General features: G+C 46.5%; 16 protein-coding genes. 10 read left to right on the top strand and 6 right to left on the bottom strand.

The window, feature by feature from the left end; translation table 11 throughout:
• Positions 1 to 17: 17 nt before the first annotated feature.
• Together ccoG and JFT56_RS04470 are read right to left on the bottom strand one after the other, a co-directional pair.
• Positions 18 to 1,466, bottom strand: coding sequence for a cytochrome c oxidase accessory protein CcoG (ccoG, locus tag JFT56_RS04465; RefSeq protein ID WP_198782510.1), 1,449 nt, complete (start codon positions 1,464 to 1,466; stop codon positions 18 to 20).
• A 171-nt stretch (positions 1,467 to 1,637) separates the two neighbouring features.
• Positions 1,638 to 3,101 (bottom strand): sigma-54 interaction domain-containing protein, encoded by a 1,464-nt coding sequence (locus tag JFT56_RS04470; RefSeq protein WP_198782511.1) that lies wholly within the window; start codon positions 3,099 to 3,101, stop codon positions 1,638 to 1,640.
• Between the two features lie 366 nt (positions 3,102 to 3,467).
• Here JFT56_RS04470 and JFT56_RS04475 point away from each other — a divergent pair, with 366 nt between their 5' ends.
• Positions 3,468 to 6,071 (top strand): TonB-dependent receptor plug domain-containing protein, encoded by a 2,604-nt coding sequence (locus tag JFT56_RS04475; RefSeq protein WP_198782512.1) that lies wholly within the window; start codon positions 3,468 to 3,470, stop codon positions 6,069 to 6,071.
• Between the two features lie 164 nt (positions 6,072 to 6,235).
• Here the strand turns inward: JFT56_RS04475 and JFT56_RS04480 are convergent, their stop codons facing one another.
• Complete coding sequence (locus tag JFT56_RS04480; RefSeq protein WP_198782513.1) at positions 6,236 to 6,781, bottom strand: thioredoxin family protein; 546 nt, start codon at positions 6,779 to 6,781, stop codon at positions 6,236 to 6,238.
• Between the two features lie 349 nt (positions 6,782 to 7,130).
• On the opposite strand from JFT56_RS04480, the gene JFT56_RS04485 reads away from it, so the two are divergent.
• Positions 7,131 to 7,745, top strand: coding sequence for a LysE family translocator (locus JFT56_RS04485; RefSeq protein ID WP_198782514.1), 615 nt, complete (start codon positions 7,131 to 7,133; stop codon positions 7,743 to 7,745).
• 65 nt (positions 7,746 to 7,810) lie between these two features.
• On the opposite strand, the gene JFT56_RS04490 is transcribed toward JFT56_RS04485, so the two are convergent.
• Positions 7,811 to 8,134, bottom strand: coding sequence for a DUF3144 domain-containing protein (locus tag JFT56_RS04490; RefSeq protein ID WP_198782515.1), 324 nt, complete (start codon positions 8,132 to 8,134; stop codon positions 7,811 to 7,813).
• A gap of 75 nt (positions 8,135 to 8,209) precedes the next feature.
• Positions 8,210 to 8,764 (bottom strand): type II secretion system protein, encoded by a 555-nt coding sequence (locus JFT56_RS04495; protein ID WP_198782516.1) that lies wholly within the window; start codon positions 8,762 to 8,764, stop codon positions 8,210 to 8,212.
• Positions 8,765 to 8,934: 170 nt separating this feature from the next.
• On the opposite strand from JFT56_RS04495, the gene ung reads away from it, so the two are divergent.
• On the top strand, positions 8,935 to 9,600 hold the full coding sequence (gene ung / locus JFT56_RS04500; protein WP_198782517.1) for a uracil-DNA glycosylase: 666 nt from the start codon (positions 8,935 to 8,937) through the stop codon (positions 9,598 to 9,600).
• Positions 9,601 to 9,674: 74 nt separating this feature from the next.
• Here the strand turns inward: ung and ispB are convergent, their stop codons facing one another.
• Entirely contained in the window at positions 9,675 to 10,646 is a 972-nt protein-coding gene (gene ispB, locus JFT56_RS04505; RefSeq protein ID WP_198783494.1) for an octaprenyl diphosphate synthase, read from the bottom strand.
• Positions 10,647 to 10,920: 274 nt separating this feature from the next.
• Here ispB and rplU point away from each other — a divergent pair, with 274 nt between their 5' ends.
• The 7 genes from rplU to JFT56_RS04540 all read left to right on the top strand — a co-directional run bounded on the left by rplU (position 10,921) and on the right by JFT56_RS04540 (position 15,294).
• Positions 10,921 to 11,232, top strand: a complete 312-nt coding sequence (gene rplU, locus JFT56_RS04510) for a 50S ribosomal protein L21 (RefSeq protein WP_007650348.1) — start codon at positions 10,921 to 10,923, stop codon at positions 11,230 to 11,232.
• 14 nt (positions 11,233 to 11,246) lie between these two features.
• Complete coding sequence (gene rpmA / locus JFT56_RS04515; RefSeq protein WP_007650346.1) at positions 11,247 to 11,501, top strand: 50S ribosomal protein L27; 255 nt, start codon at positions 11,247 to 11,249, stop codon at positions 11,499 to 11,501.
• A gap of 215 nt (positions 11,502 to 11,716) precedes the next feature.
• On the top strand, positions 11,717 to 12,883 hold the full coding sequence (gene cgtA, locus JFT56_RS04520) for an Obg family GTPase CgtA (protein WP_198782518.1): 1,167 nt from the start codon (positions 11,717 to 11,719) through the stop codon (positions 12,881 to 12,883).
• Between the two features lie 27 nt (positions 12,884 to 12,910).
• A complete protein-coding gene (locus tag JFT56_RS04525; protein WP_198782519.1) occupies positions 12,911 to 13,672 on the top strand; it encodes a threonine/serine exporter family protein in 762 nt (253 codons plus the stop codon).
• Positions 13,669 to 14,142: a threonine/serine exporter family protein gene (locus tag JFT56_RS04530; RefSeq protein ID WP_198782520.1), complete on the top strand. Its 474-nt coding sequence runs from the start codon at positions 13,669 to 13,671 to the stop codon at positions 14,140 to 14,142. The genes JFT56_RS04525 and JFT56_RS04530 overlap by 4 nt, the downstream gene beginning before the upstream one ends.
• A gap of 30 nt (positions 14,143 to 14,172) precedes the next feature.
• Positions 14,173 to 14,655: a type 3 dihydrofolate reductase gene (gene folA, locus JFT56_RS04535; protein WP_198782521.1), complete on the top strand. Its 483-nt coding sequence runs from the start codon at positions 14,173 to 14,175 to the stop codon at positions 14,653 to 14,655.
• Between the two features lie 222 nt (positions 14,656 to 14,877).
• The gene (locus JFT56_RS04540; protein WP_198782522.1) at positions 14,878 to 15,294 is read left to right on the top strand and encodes a DUF3718 domain-containing protein; all 417 of its coding nucleotides are present in this window, start codon (positions 14,878 to 14,880) and stop codon (positions 15,292 to 15,294) included.
• Positions 15,295 to 15,360: the final 66 nt, after the last annotated feature.

Below are 15,360 nucleotides of genomic sequence, written 5' to 3' on the forward strand. Positions count from 1 at the left end.
ATTGTTTGGAGTTAGTGCTAGGGGCTAAAGAATCCGGTTTCTTGGCTAACCTGTTGCTTTGGTTCTTGAATATCCGTCACTGAGAATTGGATTATTTTCCGCCCAGAGGGAATCGCCGCCTTATCCGCCAATACTGTTACTGGATATTCAGACTGCTCGCCTGCGGCCAAGGTAATAATAGGTTCGGCAATCAGGCTAAAGGGCATTTCACTCAGCACTGCGACTTGATACTGCTTGGTTTGCTGCGTTTTATTACGAATTTTCAGTTGGTAGGTATTTTCGACTTTATTATCCACCGTTTCGCGGTAGAGACTCTGGCGATCACGAATAACGTTAAGTTGAATTTCACTGCGGCTTGTTAAGTCTAAGCCTATAACAACCAGCATTATGATAACGGCTGCACCATAACCGATAAAACGCGGTGAACGCCAATAGGAATGGGAACCCCCCTTAAGCTCGTTTTCACTGATATAACCAATCAGATTTTGTGGGTAATCGAATTTCAACATAGTTTCATTGCAGGCATCGACACAGGCACCGCAGTTGATGCACTCGTATTGCAAGCCATTGCGAATATCTATGCCTGTTGGGCAAACCTCCACACATAAATTGCAGTCAACACAATCACCTAGCCCATGCTCATTGGGATGGATTTCTTGTTTACGTTTTCGGGGGCCACGGGTCTCACCGCGCTGTGCATCATAGGTGACGGTTTTAGTATTGGCATCGAACATGACGGCTTGGAAACGTGAATATGGGCAGCAGTGTAAGCACATTTGCTCACGCATCCAACCCGCATTGAGGTAAGTGCAAAGGGCGAAAAACCACACCCAAGCCGTGACCCAGAAACTGGCATTGCCGGTGAATATATCCAGATAGAGTTCGCGGGCAGGAATAAAATAACTAATAAAACCACAGCCCGTGAGCAGGGCGGCGAGCCCCCAGAGTAAGTGCTTTGCACTGCGTTTGCCGATTTTACTGCCAGACCAAGGCGCTTTGTCGAGTTGTTTTCTCTTATTGCTGTTGCCTTCGATACGGGCCTCTATCCACACAAAGATAAAGGTCCATGCGGTTTGCGGGCAAAGATATCCGCACCAGACTCGGCCCCAGAAGACTGTGATAAAGAACAGGCCGAAGGCGGCAGCAATAAAAATCCACGCTAGCAGGGTAAAGTCCTGTGGCCAGAGTGTGATCCCAAAAAAGAAGAATTGCTGTTTGTCCACATCTAAGAGTATCGCTTGGCGGCCATCGATGGAGATAAATGGCAATGCAAAAAACAGCACTATTAATAGGCTGTTCATCATAGTTCTAAGACGTTGAAAGTAGCCTTTTTGCTCACGGAAATGAATGCGACTTGAGTGATTCACTGCTGTGTTGGGTGGAGCTGATATGTCCCTTATCGGAATATAGTGCTTGGCTGAGGGAGGGGTGGCGTTCGCATTCGGGGTTATTTCACTCTTTGGCATATCGAGGTCCTAACGACTTAAATAAGATTTAACCCCTATAGCAAGTGGCAGGCCAAGAATGAAATTAACTTAATTTATTGATATTTAGCGATAAAATGATATTTATTCTTTTGAATTGTCACGATATATCGCTAAATGGCGATATATCGTGGATGTGTGAATAGATGTGAGCTAATTGCTATTCGATAGGCGCTGGATCCCCAGTTTTTTCATTCGAGATCTTAAGGTACTCGGCGGCACACCTAGTACATTTGCGGCGCCCGCTGGGCCAGATATTCGCCAGTTTAATCGCTTAAGCGTTTGTTCTATATGGAGCGCTTCTGCTTCCGCTAGAGTCTGTGGCTGAAGATGTGAATGGCTTGCTGTGACGTTGCCCGTGGGCATAGTATGAATATGCAGTATCTCCCCTTGGGAGAGAATGGCCTCGCGTTCGAGAATATTCTGCAGTTCGCGCACATTACCTGGCCAAGTATAGGCCATCAATTGTTGTAATCCCTTTTGGCTGACGCCGAGAATTTTTTTACCGAGTTTTCGATTGAGGTTATGCAGTATATGGCCGACGAGTTCGGGGATATCATCGAGCCTAGAGCGTAGCGGCGGTACTTGAATTGGGAATACATTCAAGCGGTAGTAGAGATCCATCCGAAATAATCCCTGTTCGACCCGCTTGAGCAGATCATGGTGGCTAGCGGCGACTAAGCGAATATCCACTTGGATGGTTTCGCTGCCTCCAAGGCGTTCGAAGGATTGTTCTTGGATGACTCGGAGTAATTTAGATTGGGCTTCTAGGCTTAATTCGGCCACTTCATCGAGGAACAAGGTGCCTTGGTGGGCCAGCTCGAAGCGACCTTTGCGGCGACTCGTGGCGCCGGTAAATGCCCCTTTCTCGTGGCCAAATAGCTCGCTTTCCAGTAAGGAGGCCGAAAATGCGGCGCAGTTAACACTGATCATCGGTTTATCTTTACGGCGACTGAGTTGGTGTAAGTTGCGGGCTACTAACTCTTTTCCTGTGCCATTTTCGCCGCAAATCAACACTGTACTGTCGGTATTCGCGACCATATGCAATTGTTGGATCATATGGCGAATGACGGCGCTATTGCCTGAAATATCCACATCACCCGTTTTGTCTGCCAACTCTGCTTGTAGATAATGATTTTCAGAGGCGAGTCGTTCCGAGAGTGCCTGTACTTGGGCTAGAGCTTGACGTAGTGACTGCTCGGTTTGTTTTTGAATGCTAATGTCACGAAATATCGCGACTACGCCAATGAGCTTATTATCACGGTAAACCGGGGTTGAACTGTAATGTACGGGAAAACTGCTGCCATCCTTACGCCAAAACACATCATGGGTAATTTCACGGGTAATACCATCCTTCAAGGTGTTGTAAATCGGACAATCCTCTTGGGGATAATGGCTGCCATCGGCATGGCTATGGTGGTGGCAGTTGTGGATGTTTTTACCCAGTAGCTCCTCATTCTTCCAGCCTGTCATGCGCTCGGCTGCCGGATTGATAAAGACAGCATTTCCATTTAAATCAAAACCATAAATACCTTCACCTACGGCATTGAGCAGTAATTGGTTCTCCGGCAGAAAATGTTTATCCAGTGCTTGCTTGGGTTCGTATGCTGGCGTCATGGGGTGGACCAAAGTTGTGGATTACTGCATGAGTATACGCTGCTGATGCGACTCGCGATATATCGCGATCGATTGGTTTTATAGCGCTTATCCTGGATGCGGTGAGTTGCTTTGTAATCCTGAGCTAAAAACATTTACGGGGTTGCTGACTGTAAAAAATATTAGACTTTAGGTTATTGATATCAAACAAAATAAATTTTCAACTACCCAAAGGTTGTATTTTTCGCTGGAGAATGTTTTTCTTTTGTTATAAGAATGTTTCCGTTATGTAAATAACGTATATTGACCGCAGTTACCGATTTTAGGGATCAAAATTGGGGCGAGCAGGTCAGTTATTCTAAAAATAATAAGCAGTTGGGATGAAGAATGATGACCTCAAAAAAGCAAAAGTTTGGACTGAGTGCAGTGAGTCTGGCAATCACCCTGGCACTGTCTGGTAGTTTGATAAGCCCGCAGGCAATGGCAGAAGAAGATGATACCGCAGTTAAAAATGACAATGTCGAGAAAATTGCGGTTGTAGGTTCCCGTGCGGCTCCACGCTCGATCGGTGACTCCCCCGTGCCTATTGATATCATTAGCAGTGACGATCTTAGGAAGAATGGCTCGACCGATATGATAGACATGTTGGTCACTTCTATTCCCTCTTTCAATTCGCGCGCTCAACCTATCAGCGATGCCGCAACCTTAGTTCGTCCCGTTAACCTACGTGGTCTGCCATCCGACAGCACCTTAGTGTTAGTCAATGGCAAGCGTCGCCACCGTGCTGCTGTGATTGCCTTCCAGGGTGGTGGGATTAACGATGGCGCCCAAGGCCCTGATATTTCTGTTATTCCTGGTTCAGCATTGAAACAAGTTGAAGTGCTACGAGATGGTGCTGCTGCGCAGTACGGCTCGGATGCGATTGCCGGGGTTATGAACTTTGTTTTAAAAGATAATTCCGAGGGTGGCTCTATCACAGTGACTCAGGGTGAGTATTACGAAGGTGATGGTGCGACGACAACGGTAGAAGGCGATGTTGGTTTACCGCTGACCGATAATGGTTTTGTTAACTTAAGCTTTCAATATAAAAATGCCGATGCGACTAGCCGTAGTGTGCAGCGTCCCGATGCGGCTAACTTAGCCGAACAAGGTAATAGCGCCATTAATGATCCCGCTCAAGTGTGGGGCAATCCTGAAATTAATGATGACTATTCGGTCTTTATCAATTCAGGCTTAGACATTAATGCCAATATGCACGCCTACGCCTTCGGCAACCTGTCATCCCGCGATGCGGTGGGGGGATTCTATTACCGTTATCCACAGGACCGCAGTAATGTGTACTCCAACGATGGTGGCCAAACCCTGTTAGTCGGTGCCGTCAATGGAGATCAATCCAGCTGTGGGGTGGTTCCCATTCCTAAGATTGACACTAACGGTGATGGTATTCCCGATGCGGATGGTAACGTCTTAGATACTGATGCATATAAGGCCATGGTTGCCGATCCAAATTGTTTTGCCATGAACCAAATTTTCCCCGGTGGTTATACACCGCAGTTCACTGGAACTATTGAAGATATGTCCTTCTTCGCTGGTGTAAAGGGCGATATCGGTGAGTGGAATTACGATTTCAGTGCTGGTACAGGCGGCAACAAAGCCAGCTTCGGTCTTAAAAATTCGTTAAATCCATCATTAGGCTTAAACACCCCAATCGATTTCGACACTGGTGCCTATGAGCAAGTTGAAACTACCGTTAACCTCGACTTCTCGCGTTTTATTACTTTAGGTGGAATCGAAGACATTAGCTTTGCTTCTGGTTTTGAATGGCGTAATGAATCTTTTGAGATAACCCAAGGTGATGAAGCCTCATGGATTGCCGGACCCTATGCCGATCAAGGTTTCAACATTGGTGCGCATGGATTTAAAGGTTTTGGCCCTGAGTCTGCCGGTAAAAATTCCCGTCACAATATTGGTATTTATACGGATTTAGAAGCCTATCTCAGCGATGACTGGTTAGTGGGGGTCGCACTGCGTTATGAAGACTTTTCGACCTTCGGTGACACGTTAAATTACAAGTTGACAGCCCAGTATGCTGCAACGGATGCATTGTCACTGCGCGCCTCACACAGTACGGGCTTTAGAGCGCCAACAGTGGGACAAGAAAATGTCATCAATACACAGACATCGATTATTGAGGGCGAATTGATCCAAACCTTTATCGCTCCACCCACAGACCCATTGGCGGCATTCTATGGCGGAGAAGTGTTAGAGCCCGAAGAGTCTGTCAGCTATGCGTTAGGCGCAGTATACGAGTATGAAGACTTTTTCTTAACCGTCGATTACTACAACATTGCCGTTGAGGGCCGTATTGCCCAGTCGAGCAAAATCGATGTAAAAGCAGAAGATTATGATGCACTGCGAGCGGCGGGGGTTGAGTTTCCTGAGTTAATCCAAGGGGTGAGTTATTACACCAACGACTTCGATACCACAACTCAAGGTATTGATATCGTAGCCTCCTATGATGCGGAAATGTTGTCGGGTAATGCTAAGTTCAGTCTTGCCTATGGCTGGACCGATACTAGCGTTGATAAATACGATCCTGAGACCACAGATGAAGGCAAAGTGCGTCGATTGGAGGATGGTATTCCTGCCCACCGTGCAACCTTAACCTGGGTCCAGTCTTGGGATAAGTTAGCTGTGTCACTGCGTGGAAACTACTATGGCGAATACTATGCAACCCATGCCGATGATACCTCTGATTGGGGTTCTGAGGTCGCTGATGCCGCTGTGACGGTTGATCTTGAAGTCAGTTATGAACTACTCGATGGGCTAACGTTGGCGTTGGGGGCTAACAACCTATTCGACCAAGAAGCACAACAGCTAAAAATGGGTGATGATTACGCCTATGGTCAATTGGGTGGTGTGTACTATGAGAGTGGACCATTCGATTATAACGGCGGCTACTACTATGGCCGAGTGAACTATCGTTTCTAAGTACAAACCGTTTCTAAGTACAAACCGTTTCTAAGTGCGAATTGTTTTTAAGTGAGAACCGTTTATAGAGGCAATTTCTAACCCACCTTTCTAGAAATAACGCTTTTATAAATTTGAAGTGAAGTAAGCAAAAAAGGCTGCCCTGCAGCCTTTTTTATTGCAAGTTAGCCAGCTTTTGCCGCAGCTATGGCATTGAGTACGTCGGCAATGGTGAGTTTGGAGGGAAGCACTATGCCATTGGGGGCCGCCGGGCCATAAACCTTATTGTAGGGTGTGCCGGGGATACCCTCATGGCGCATATAGTTCTCAATCGTTTTGTTGGCCTCACTCCAGTTGCCTTGCATCAGGATAATGTTGTCGGCCATCAAGGCATTGACAATTTGTTCCCTGTGGGTCACTTCGGCTTTATTGGTTTGACAAATAGTGCACCAATCAGAGGTGATATCGACAAACACTGTATAGCCTTGGGCAACCAGAGGGGCGATTTTCTCCGGCGCTAGGCTGTGCCATTTTAGTTTTTGATAGGCTTGATAATCCTCGCCTTTATTTACAAATCCAATGATAGCGCCGAGCCCTAGGGCAAAAAATCCCAACACAAACACCACGGCTAGGGGAATGGCTTTGCCTTTTTGTCGCTGCCAGAGCAGTAATAGAATTGCGCCCAGTAATAAGCAGAGAATAACCAGACTGATAAGAGTGATAGTGCCCATAAATGTCCATAGAATTGCCATAGCCTAAGCGCTATCTTAGTCGCTAACAGCTTAAATCTGCGTGAATTTATCGGATTATTCGCAGATGAGAGCCCATCAGTCCTTTGACGCATTCAGTTGCAATTGTGCTTTTGCGCCTATCGCGCACTCTTTGTAAGCTTGGGCAGGTACAGCGTGAAAATAAAGGTCTCCGGATTTTTTATCATCCCCAATAGCGCTATTGACGACAGACTGCGCCGATTAGAGTTAACGCTTCGATGGGGCGATGTTAGAATAGCAACCTAGTTTAAGGCCCTTTGGAGGGCCTTTTTATTCCTTAAAGGCACTTTTATTTCTTAAAGGCATATGGATGAGTTTTAGTACTTGGTTAGGGTTATTGGCTATTTGTTGCCTGGGGGCTATGTCACCCGGGCCGAGTTTAGCTATGGTAGTGCGCCATACCTTAGGTGGTGGGCGGGGCAAGGGCATAGTCTGCGCTTGGGCCCATTCCATTGGGATTGGAATTTATGCCCTAGTGACCCTATTGGGCCTTGCGGTTGTCCTTAAAAAAGCACCCTTGATATTCAATGGTATCGCTATTCTTGGCGCTTTATATCTGGCGTGGATGGGGATCCAAGCGCTGCGCTCAAACGGTGGAATGCAGGCAAAACTTGCCGCAGGGAAGGCCACGGATACACTGACCGCCGCCCGTGATGGCATTGCTATTTCGCTGTTCAATCCTAAGATTATGCTGTTCTTTTTAGCCTTGTTTAGCCAGTTTGTGATGGTGGCAGATAGTTTTACCGGACAAGCACTTATAGTGTTAACGCCCCTAGTGGTCGATGGGCTCTGGTATACCTTAATAGCATTAGTTTTGTCCCACTCGAGTGTATTGCCTAAATTGCGGGAAAAAGCGGGGCTTATCGATAAGCTTTCGGGGATAGTATTGATATTGTTGGCGTTAAGGGTCGTTTATACCCTTTGATATGCACCTAAACGCCACCATCGATGGCGTTTAGGTTAGTATGTTGCGGTATAGGGGAAAGCCCATTAACTCTTAAACATTTGTACTGAATCATCGTTGACTGCGCTAGCCGATGTATCCTGCATCACGGGTGGGTTGGCGATATGGTCTTCCAGATTATCATTGAGCATTTCGCGGTATTCACCGCTAAACCATTCTAGGGCACTGTCTTTTTCTGCGCCTAAATCCGCAGATTTAATTGCCGCTTCGAAGGCATTAAAACGTGCCGCCGCAAAACGCAGTGCAGTGCCGACTTTACCTACATCTCCTTCCTGCTGGCTTAGTTGGTTGGCTAAGGCAATAAATTGATCGGCAAGTTCAAAAATGGTGGTGTTGCTCGCGTCCGTCATAGTGCTCACTCTGAAAATTAATACATTCTGATGGACGATTCTATCTTAATTAATCTAAGAAGGAATCGCTAAGTATCAACTATTGGGATCTAGGTCGGTTGTTACTGTGCCCGTTCTAGAGTCGTAATAGACTGACAGTTTGTCATTGGCCCGATAAAAGTAAGTGCATTGATGTGGGTTGATATAGCTGGCTTTGTAGTCGGTTTCTGCGACATCCTCATTAAGGCGCGAGACGCTGGGCTGGGCGTTTTGGAATAGCACTTCCCATACTGAGATGCAATCTTCTACATTGTCCAAAGCGGGTGAGGCTTCATTCCCGTAAATATAATGCTGTGCAGGCCAGCCAAAGCTGTTGAAATCGACTTGTTCGGATTGCGCTGTGCCAAATACGGGTAAATCTTCTTTAGGGCCTGAGCCGACTTTTACAGCCCAGACTGAGTGTGCCAAATTTATTCCCGATTTAAAGTTGCCACCTGTGGCTTTTACTGTCGAGATTTGAGCATCTTGCTGCACATTGATAAATTTAGGCAAAGCAACAACGGCCAAAATGCCGAGGACTATGATCACCACTACGAGTTCAATTAAGGTGAAACCCGATTGATACTGCTGGCTCAATTTTGGAGTGGACATACGATACAAATTGACAATATATAGTTGGCGGCACTATAGCATTTAATCTTGTTGTTTTTAAATCAAAATCATCTCTTATTGATTGAGAACCCACAATAAAATAACGCTTGGCTTGTCATTGTCGCCACTGACTTTTAAGCTAAGCACATTGAAATTTGAGGATGATAACGGTGACTCTTTCGACTTGGCATGATTTTATTGAAAATCAATGCGCTCAACCCTATTACCAGCAGCTTATTGCATTTGTAAATCAAGAGCGGCAATTGGGTAAAGTGATCTACCCTCCCAAGGAAGATGTTTTTAATGCATTTAAAACAACACCCTTAGAAAATGTGCGAGTAGTGCTGATTGGTCAGGACCCTTACCACGGCCCTAATCAAGCCCACGGTCTGTGTTTCTCGGTGAAACGAGGCATTAAACCGCCACCGTCACTCGCCAATATGTACAAAGAATTGGCCAATGATATTTCCGGGTTTCATATTCCCAACCATGGTGATTTAACCCAATGGGCACAGCAGGGGATCTTAATGCTCAATACGGTATTAACCGTTGAGCAGGGCCAAGCCCATTCCCATGCCAATGCGGGGTGGGAAACCTTTACTACCGAAGCGTTAAAGCTGCTTAATGCGCAGGAACGGCCGATTATTTTCGTGCTCTGGGGAAGCCATGCGATAAAAAAAGGCAAAGTGATCACTGCGCCTCAGCACCAGCTGTTATCGGGGCCGCACCCATCACCACTATCCGCTTATCGTGGTTTTTTTGGCTGTGGCCATTTTTCCAAAGTGAATCAGTTGCTGGCTGCCAGGGGAGAAGCGCCCATTGAGTGGCAAGTTTAAAACCCAGAAAACAAAATAATAAAAAGGCCTTGCTCAGCAAGGCCTTTTTATGTGACTAAGCTAAAGCGTGTTGATTAATGATTACGATCAACCGATATCTTGGCGAGGGAAACTAACGCCTCTTTGAAATCACTGTCCGGTAATACGGCGAGTGCCGCAATGGCCTTTTCAGATTCTTCAATGGCTTTTTGCTGAGTATAAGTTAATGCGCCGCAGTGATGTAATGCGGCCACAATTTTATCGATCGCTTGGGTACCATCACCCTGCTCGATAGCGTGGCGGATAAGCTGTTTCTCTTCGTCTGTACCATGGGCAATAGCATAGATGAGTGGCAGCGTTGGCTTACCTTCGGCCAGATCGTCTCCAATATTTTTACCTAGCTCTTCACTATCGGCGGTGTAATCGAGTAAATCATCGGTAAGCTGAAAGGCGGTCCCTAAATATTTACCGTAGTCGCCTAAGGCGGTTTCTTGCTCTGCTGTTGCACCCGCCAACACGCCCGCAAGCAGAGTGGCCGCTTCAAATAACTTGGCCGTTTTGCAGTAAATCACCCGCATATAGCTAGCTTCAGTCGTGTCTGGGTCATTGCAATTCATTAACTGCAACACTTCACCCTCAGCCAGTACGTTGGTGGTATCGGCTAATACCCGCAGCACTCGCATGCTATCGAGTTCGGTCATCATCTGGAATGAACGGGTATAGAGGAAGTCGCCAACCAATACGCTGGCGCTATTGCCAAATAAGGCATTGGCGGTTTCACGGCCACGTCTTAGGGTTGATTCATCGACCACATCATCATGTAGTAAAGATGCAGTGTGAATAAACTCAATAATGGCAGCGAGTTTTAAATGTGCTTCGCCTTCGTAATTCACTGCGCGGGCAGCGAGTACCGACAGTAGAGGACGAAGACGCTTACCACCACCATTGATAATGTAAAAACCTAGCTGGTTAATCAGGGCGACATCTGATTCAAGCTGTTTATAGATCAGCTGATTGATTGCTTGCATATCAGTGTCAGCCAGTTGACGAATAGCGTTTAAATCCATAATAGACTCTGGTTGTGGGGCCATTACGTACCCGGCCTCTATTTTAGGCTCACGTGTTATATAGAATGAATTTTACCTAAAATTCCGACATATGACAGCACTAGCACTACTAATGTGCGAGTTATTCCGGCCTTTTTTTATTCTTTCCTAATTAGGGCTTGCCAGAAATAGATTCTTCGCGTAAACTCCGCGCCCATTGTCAATAAAGTTTTTGTAGCGCCCTGCCTCCCCAAAGTGCGAGCCAGCGTGTTAGGAATATCGGAGTAAAATAGCTATGTACGCTGTTTTTCAAAGTGGTGGTAAACAACACCGTGTAGCCCCAGGCCACACAGTTCGTTTAGAGAAATTAGAAGTTGCAACTGGTTCAACTGTTGAATTCGATCAAGTTTTATTGATCGCTGACGGTGAAACTGTGCACGTTGGTGCTCCTTTAGTAGCTGGCGGTAAAGTCGTTGCTGAAGTAGTAAGTCATGGTCGTGGCGAGAAAGTAACTATCGTTAAGTTCCGTCGTCGTAAGCACCACGACAAGAAGATGGGCCACCGTCAGTGGTTCACTGAAGTTAAAATTACTGCTATCAACGCATAATAGGAGTCTAACTCATGGCACATAAAAAAGCTGGCGGTTCTACTCGTAACGGCCGCGATTCAGAAAGTAAACGTCTAGGTGTTAAGCGCTTTGGCGGTGAATCAGTTCTAGCTGGTAACATTATCGTTCGTCAACGTGGTACTAAATTCCACGCTGGTGTAAACGTGGGTATTGGTCGTGACCACACTCTGTTTGCTCTGACCGACGGTAAAGTGAAATTCGAAGTTAAAGGTCCTAATAACCGTAAGTTTATTAGCATCGAAGCTTAATTTTCGAACCTAGCTTATACTGTTAAAGCCCCGCCATTGGTGGGGCTTTCTGTTTTTTATGCTTCTATTTACACTGCATCAATGGTGAATTTGGTAAATCATTACCGGATTGAGGGTGTTGGCAGGTAAGATTGGGAGCAAAGTATCTCGAGTTTTTTGGCGACCGATGAAGTTAGACGGTATAATTCCCTCATTCAGCGATGCCAGGAGTAAGTATGAAGTTTGTCGATGAGGCAGTAATTAGGGTCGAAGCGGGCGACGGCGGTAGCGGTTGCGTAAGTTTTCGACGCGAAAAATATGTACCTGATGGTGGTCCTGATGGTGGTGACGGTGGTGATGGCGGCAGTGTTTATCTGCAGGCCGATGAAAACTTCAACACCTTAATCGAATTCCGCTTCGAACGTTTTCACATGGCTGAGCGCGGTGAAAATGGTCGAGGCCGTGATTGTACTGGTCACAGCGGTAAAGATCTGATCTTAAAGGTCCCTGTGGGAACCCGTGCCATTGACCATGATACTGAGGAAGTGCTCGGTGATTTGACCACCCATGGCCAAAAACTCTTAGTGGCTAAGGGCGGTTTCCATGGTTTAGGTAATACTCGTTTTAAGAGCAGTACCAACCGTGCCCCGCGGCAAAAGACCTTAGGTACACCCGGCGAGGTCCGTAGCTTAAAGCTTGAGCTATTACTGCTTGCCGATGTGGGCTTGCTCGGTATGCCTAATGCGGGTAAATCGACCTTTATTCGTGCCGTGTCCCGTGCTACGCCTAAAGTTGCCGATTATCCCTTCACGACTTTGGTCCCCAATTTAGGTGTGGTCAATCCGCGTCCTGGCCAGAGTTTTGTGATTGCCGATATTCCCGGTCTTATCGAAGGTGCGGCCGAAGGTGCGGGTTTAGGTATTCGCTTCTTAAAGCATCTTGAGCGTTGCCGCATTTTACTGCATATCATTGATATTGAACCCATCGATGGAACCGATCCGGTTGAATCGGCGCGTGCCATTGTGGGTGAGCTTGAAAAGTACTCCCCTAAATTGGCGAGTAAACCGCGTTGGTTGGTCTTTAACAAAACCGATCTGCTGCTCGAAGAAGAGCTGCAAGAGAAGGTTGAGCGCATCGTTAAAGAGCTAGAGTGGGAAGGCGATGTTTATACTATCTCTGCCTATAACCGCGAAGGCACCAAAGAGCTAGCCTTGAAGTTACTGGATTATATTATGAGTCTTCCACCTGAAGACAATGAAGTTAATCCTGACGATGAAGTCGAGTTCAAGTGGGATAATTATCATCAAGCCAATCTTGATTCCATTAATGAAGATTATGATGATGATTTCGATGACGACTTTGATGATGACGACTACGATGTAGAAGTGATCTACCAAAGATAATACTCATGTCTTAGTTTTGAGAACGCCGTGTACGCTGATACTCAAAATGATATTACTCGGCAGGTTGTGCGCGTAGCACAACTGTTACTGGCCTACGGTGCAGAATCTGATTTAGTTGAAGAAATCAGTCAGCGCCTAGGTCAGGCTTTGGGCCTTGCCAGCGTTGAGCTTTCCATTTCTTCAAATTCCCTTGTGTTAACCAGTTTGGTTCACGGTCGTTGCATCACAACAACCCGGCGTATTCGTGAGCATGGTATTAACATGACTATAGTCTGTGAATTGCAACGCATCTGCTTATTGGCCGAAAAGGGCTTATATGGGCCGAATGAGGTCCGTAAGCGTCTTGCCCGCATTGAGCCTAAAACTTACCCTCCATTGCTCGTCATCGTTATGATAGGTTTATCCTGTGCGAGCTTTTGTCACCTATTTGGCGGTGATATCGCGGCAAGTGTGATCACTTTTTTTGCCTCGGCAGTCGGGATGTCGGTTCGTCTCGCGATTGCTAAACGTCACTTTAATTTACTGGTCAACTTTGCGGTCACCGCTTTTGTGACAAGTTTAATTGCTCAAACTGGGTATCTGTTTTCCCTAAGCGAAACTCCGCAGTCCGCCATGGCCGCCAGTGTGTTGATGCTAGTGCCGGGTTTTCCGATGATTAATGCGATTTCGGATATGGTGAAAGGGCATATGAACGTAGGTATCTCCCGCTGGGGGCACGCGACCTTGCTGACGGTTTCATCCGTGATTGGCATTACCATTGCGATGCAACTTGGCGGGATTTTTCTATGATGGAATTGTTGACGATACTGCTCCATGACGCTTTCTTTTCCGCTATTCCGGCCGTGGGTTTTGCCATGGTTTTTAATGTGCCCAAGCGTTTTTTACCCTACTGTGCCTTAGCCGGAGCGATAGGACACAGCTCGCGTACCTTAATGCTGCAATTTGGTCTGCCTATTGAGTGGGCAACCTTTGCGGCTGCGGCGATCATAGGCACTATCACTATCGGATTTGCAAAGCGTCATCTGGCCCCCCCTTTGATGTACGCTGTCGCGGCCATTATTCCAATGATCCCTGGTACTTACGCCTTTAATACTGTGATTGCCTTAGTGCAGTTGACGGCCCAGTCGCAGGTGAGTCAAGAGTTGACGGGGCAAGTGATCAGTAATGGTTTAAAAACTGTCTTTATTTTGGGTGCTTTATCGGTTGGGCTCGCGTTGCCGAGTTTGCTGTATTTTAGGACCCGTCCCGTTATTCAATAATTCTAATATCCCCACAACACAGGAGTGAGCATGCGCATTGCTATGATAGCCGCGATGGCAAACAATCGAGTCATTGGAAAAAACAATAAAATGCCATGGCATCTTCCAGAAGATTTGCGCCACTTTAAAGCAATGACCTTAGGCAAACCCGTGGTGATGGGGCGCAAAACCTTTGAATCCATAGGTAGACCCCTTCCTGGACGACATAACATAGTGATTTCGCGTCAAGTTGACCTCGTGATTGAAGGGGTCACTTGTGTGACGTCCTTCGAGGCGGCAAAGCAAGCTGCAGGTGATTGTGAAGAATTAGTTGTGATCGGCGGTGGACAGCTCTATGCCGAAGTGTTGCCCCAGGCTGATATCCTCTACTTAACTCAAATTGACTTAGAGGTTGAAGGCGATACCTATTTCCCTGAATGGAATGAGGAGCATTGGCAGGAAACGGAATCCTTATCGAGTATAAATGCCGATGGGCTGGAATATCGCTTTATCAATTTGACAAAAAAATGTTAAATTAGCTGCTCTGTTGTGTACCCTGTGCGTATGGATTGTCAATATGTCTAAGGTATTAGATGTTGTTGGGCATTGAGTATCGGTAAAACCGGAATAACTGAACTGGGTTATCTAGGTTAAGCGCCAAATACTAATACCAACGAGACTAATATCCGTTAGATATCTATGTAGACCATACAAAATTGATAACAAAATTATAAGAAAGTATTTAAGGAGTATCGGATGCGTCTTATGCCTGTAGCCTTGGCTGCACTCATCGGTTTTAGCTATGTTTCTGTTCCAGCAACGGCAAAAGCCGCTGAAGCTGATCCCTTAGTCGCCAGTATCTGCGACTATGTAAAAGCGAACGATAAAAACCGTTTACGTAAAAAGTTAAAAGAAAGCCGCGTAAAATTACGTCAGATTTATAGCGGTATCAGCTGTGATGGTCAGAGCCTGTTGCGTACAGCCTATGGCGCGAATGCAAACGATGCCGGTGAGTTTGTGGCGAAGCGTCTGTCGGTTACTGAACTGAGTGTTCCCGAAGCGGACGGTATGACGATTCAAGCCTGGGCAGAGGGTAATGGCCATGGCGCTAGCCCAATCACTGCGGCTATTAAAGAACGTTTAGGTGCCGCTGCGGGTGGCGAAGAAGAATAATCGCTATCCCTGCGAATAGACAAGCCATCGATATCTTTACCCGGTTATTGGCCTGTTAAAACCATC

The sequence above is a fragment of the Shewanella putrefaciens genome, from assembly GCF_016406305.1.
Classification (GTDB): Bacteria; Pseudomonadota; Gammaproteobacteria; order Enterobacterales; family Shewanellaceae; genus Shewanella; species Shewanella putrefaciens_C.

Bases quoted from the DNA above. Each gene is read 5' to 3' on its own strand.
- ccoG (WP_198782510.1), bottom strand. From the start codon at position 1,466: ATGCCAAAGAGTGAAATAACCCCGAATGCGAACGCCACCCCTCCCTCA.
- JFT56_RS04470 (WP_198782511.1), bottom strand. From the start codon at position 3,101: ATGACGCCAGCATACGAACCCAAGCAAGCACTGGATAAACATTTTCTG.
- JFT56_RS04475 (WP_198782512.1), top strand. From the start codon at position 3,468: ATGATGACCTCAAAAAAGCAAAAGTTTGGACTGAGTGCAGTGAGTCTG.
- JFT56_RS04480 (WP_198782513.1), bottom strand. From the start codon at position 6,781: ATGGGCACTATCACTCTTATCAGTCTGGTTATTCTCTGCTTATTACTG.
- JFT56_RS04485 (WP_198782514.1), top strand. From the start codon at position 7,131: ATGAGTTTTAGTACTTGGTTAGGGTTATTGGCTATTTGTTGCCTGGGG.
- JFT56_RS04490 (WP_198782515.1), bottom strand. From the start codon at position 8,134: ATGACGGACGCGAGCAACACCACCATTTTTGAACTTGCCGATCAATTT.
- JFT56_RS04495 (WP_198782516.1), bottom strand. From the start codon at position 8,764: ATGTCCACTCCAAAATTGAGCCAGCAGTATCAATCGGGTTTCACCTTA.
- ispB (WP_198783494.1), bottom strand. From the start codon at position 10,646: ATGGATTTAAACGCTATTCGTCAACTGGCTGACACTGATATGCAAGCA.
- rplU (WP_007650348.1), top strand. From the start codon at position 10,921: ATGTACGCTGTTTTTCAAAGTGGTGGTAAACAACACCGTGTAGCCCCA.
- rpmA (WP_007650346.1), top strand. From the start codon at position 11,247: ATGGCACATAAAAAAGCTGGCGGTTCTACTCGTAACGGCCGCGATTCA.
- cgtA (WP_198782518.1), top strand. From the start codon at position 11,717: ATGAAGTTTGTCGATGAGGCAGTAATTAGGGTCGAAGCGGGCGACGGC.
- JFT56_RS04530 (WP_198782520.1), top strand. From the start codon at position 13,669: ATGATGGAATTGTTGACGATACTGCTCCATGACGCTTTCTTTTCCGCT.
- folA (WP_198782521.1), top strand. From the start codon at position 14,173: ATGCGCATTGCTATGATAGCCGCGATGGCAAACAATCGAGTCATTGGA.
- JFT56_RS04540 (WP_198782522.1), top strand. From the start codon at position 14,878: ATGCGTCTTATGCCTGTAGCCTTGGCTGCACTCATCGGTTTTAGCTAT.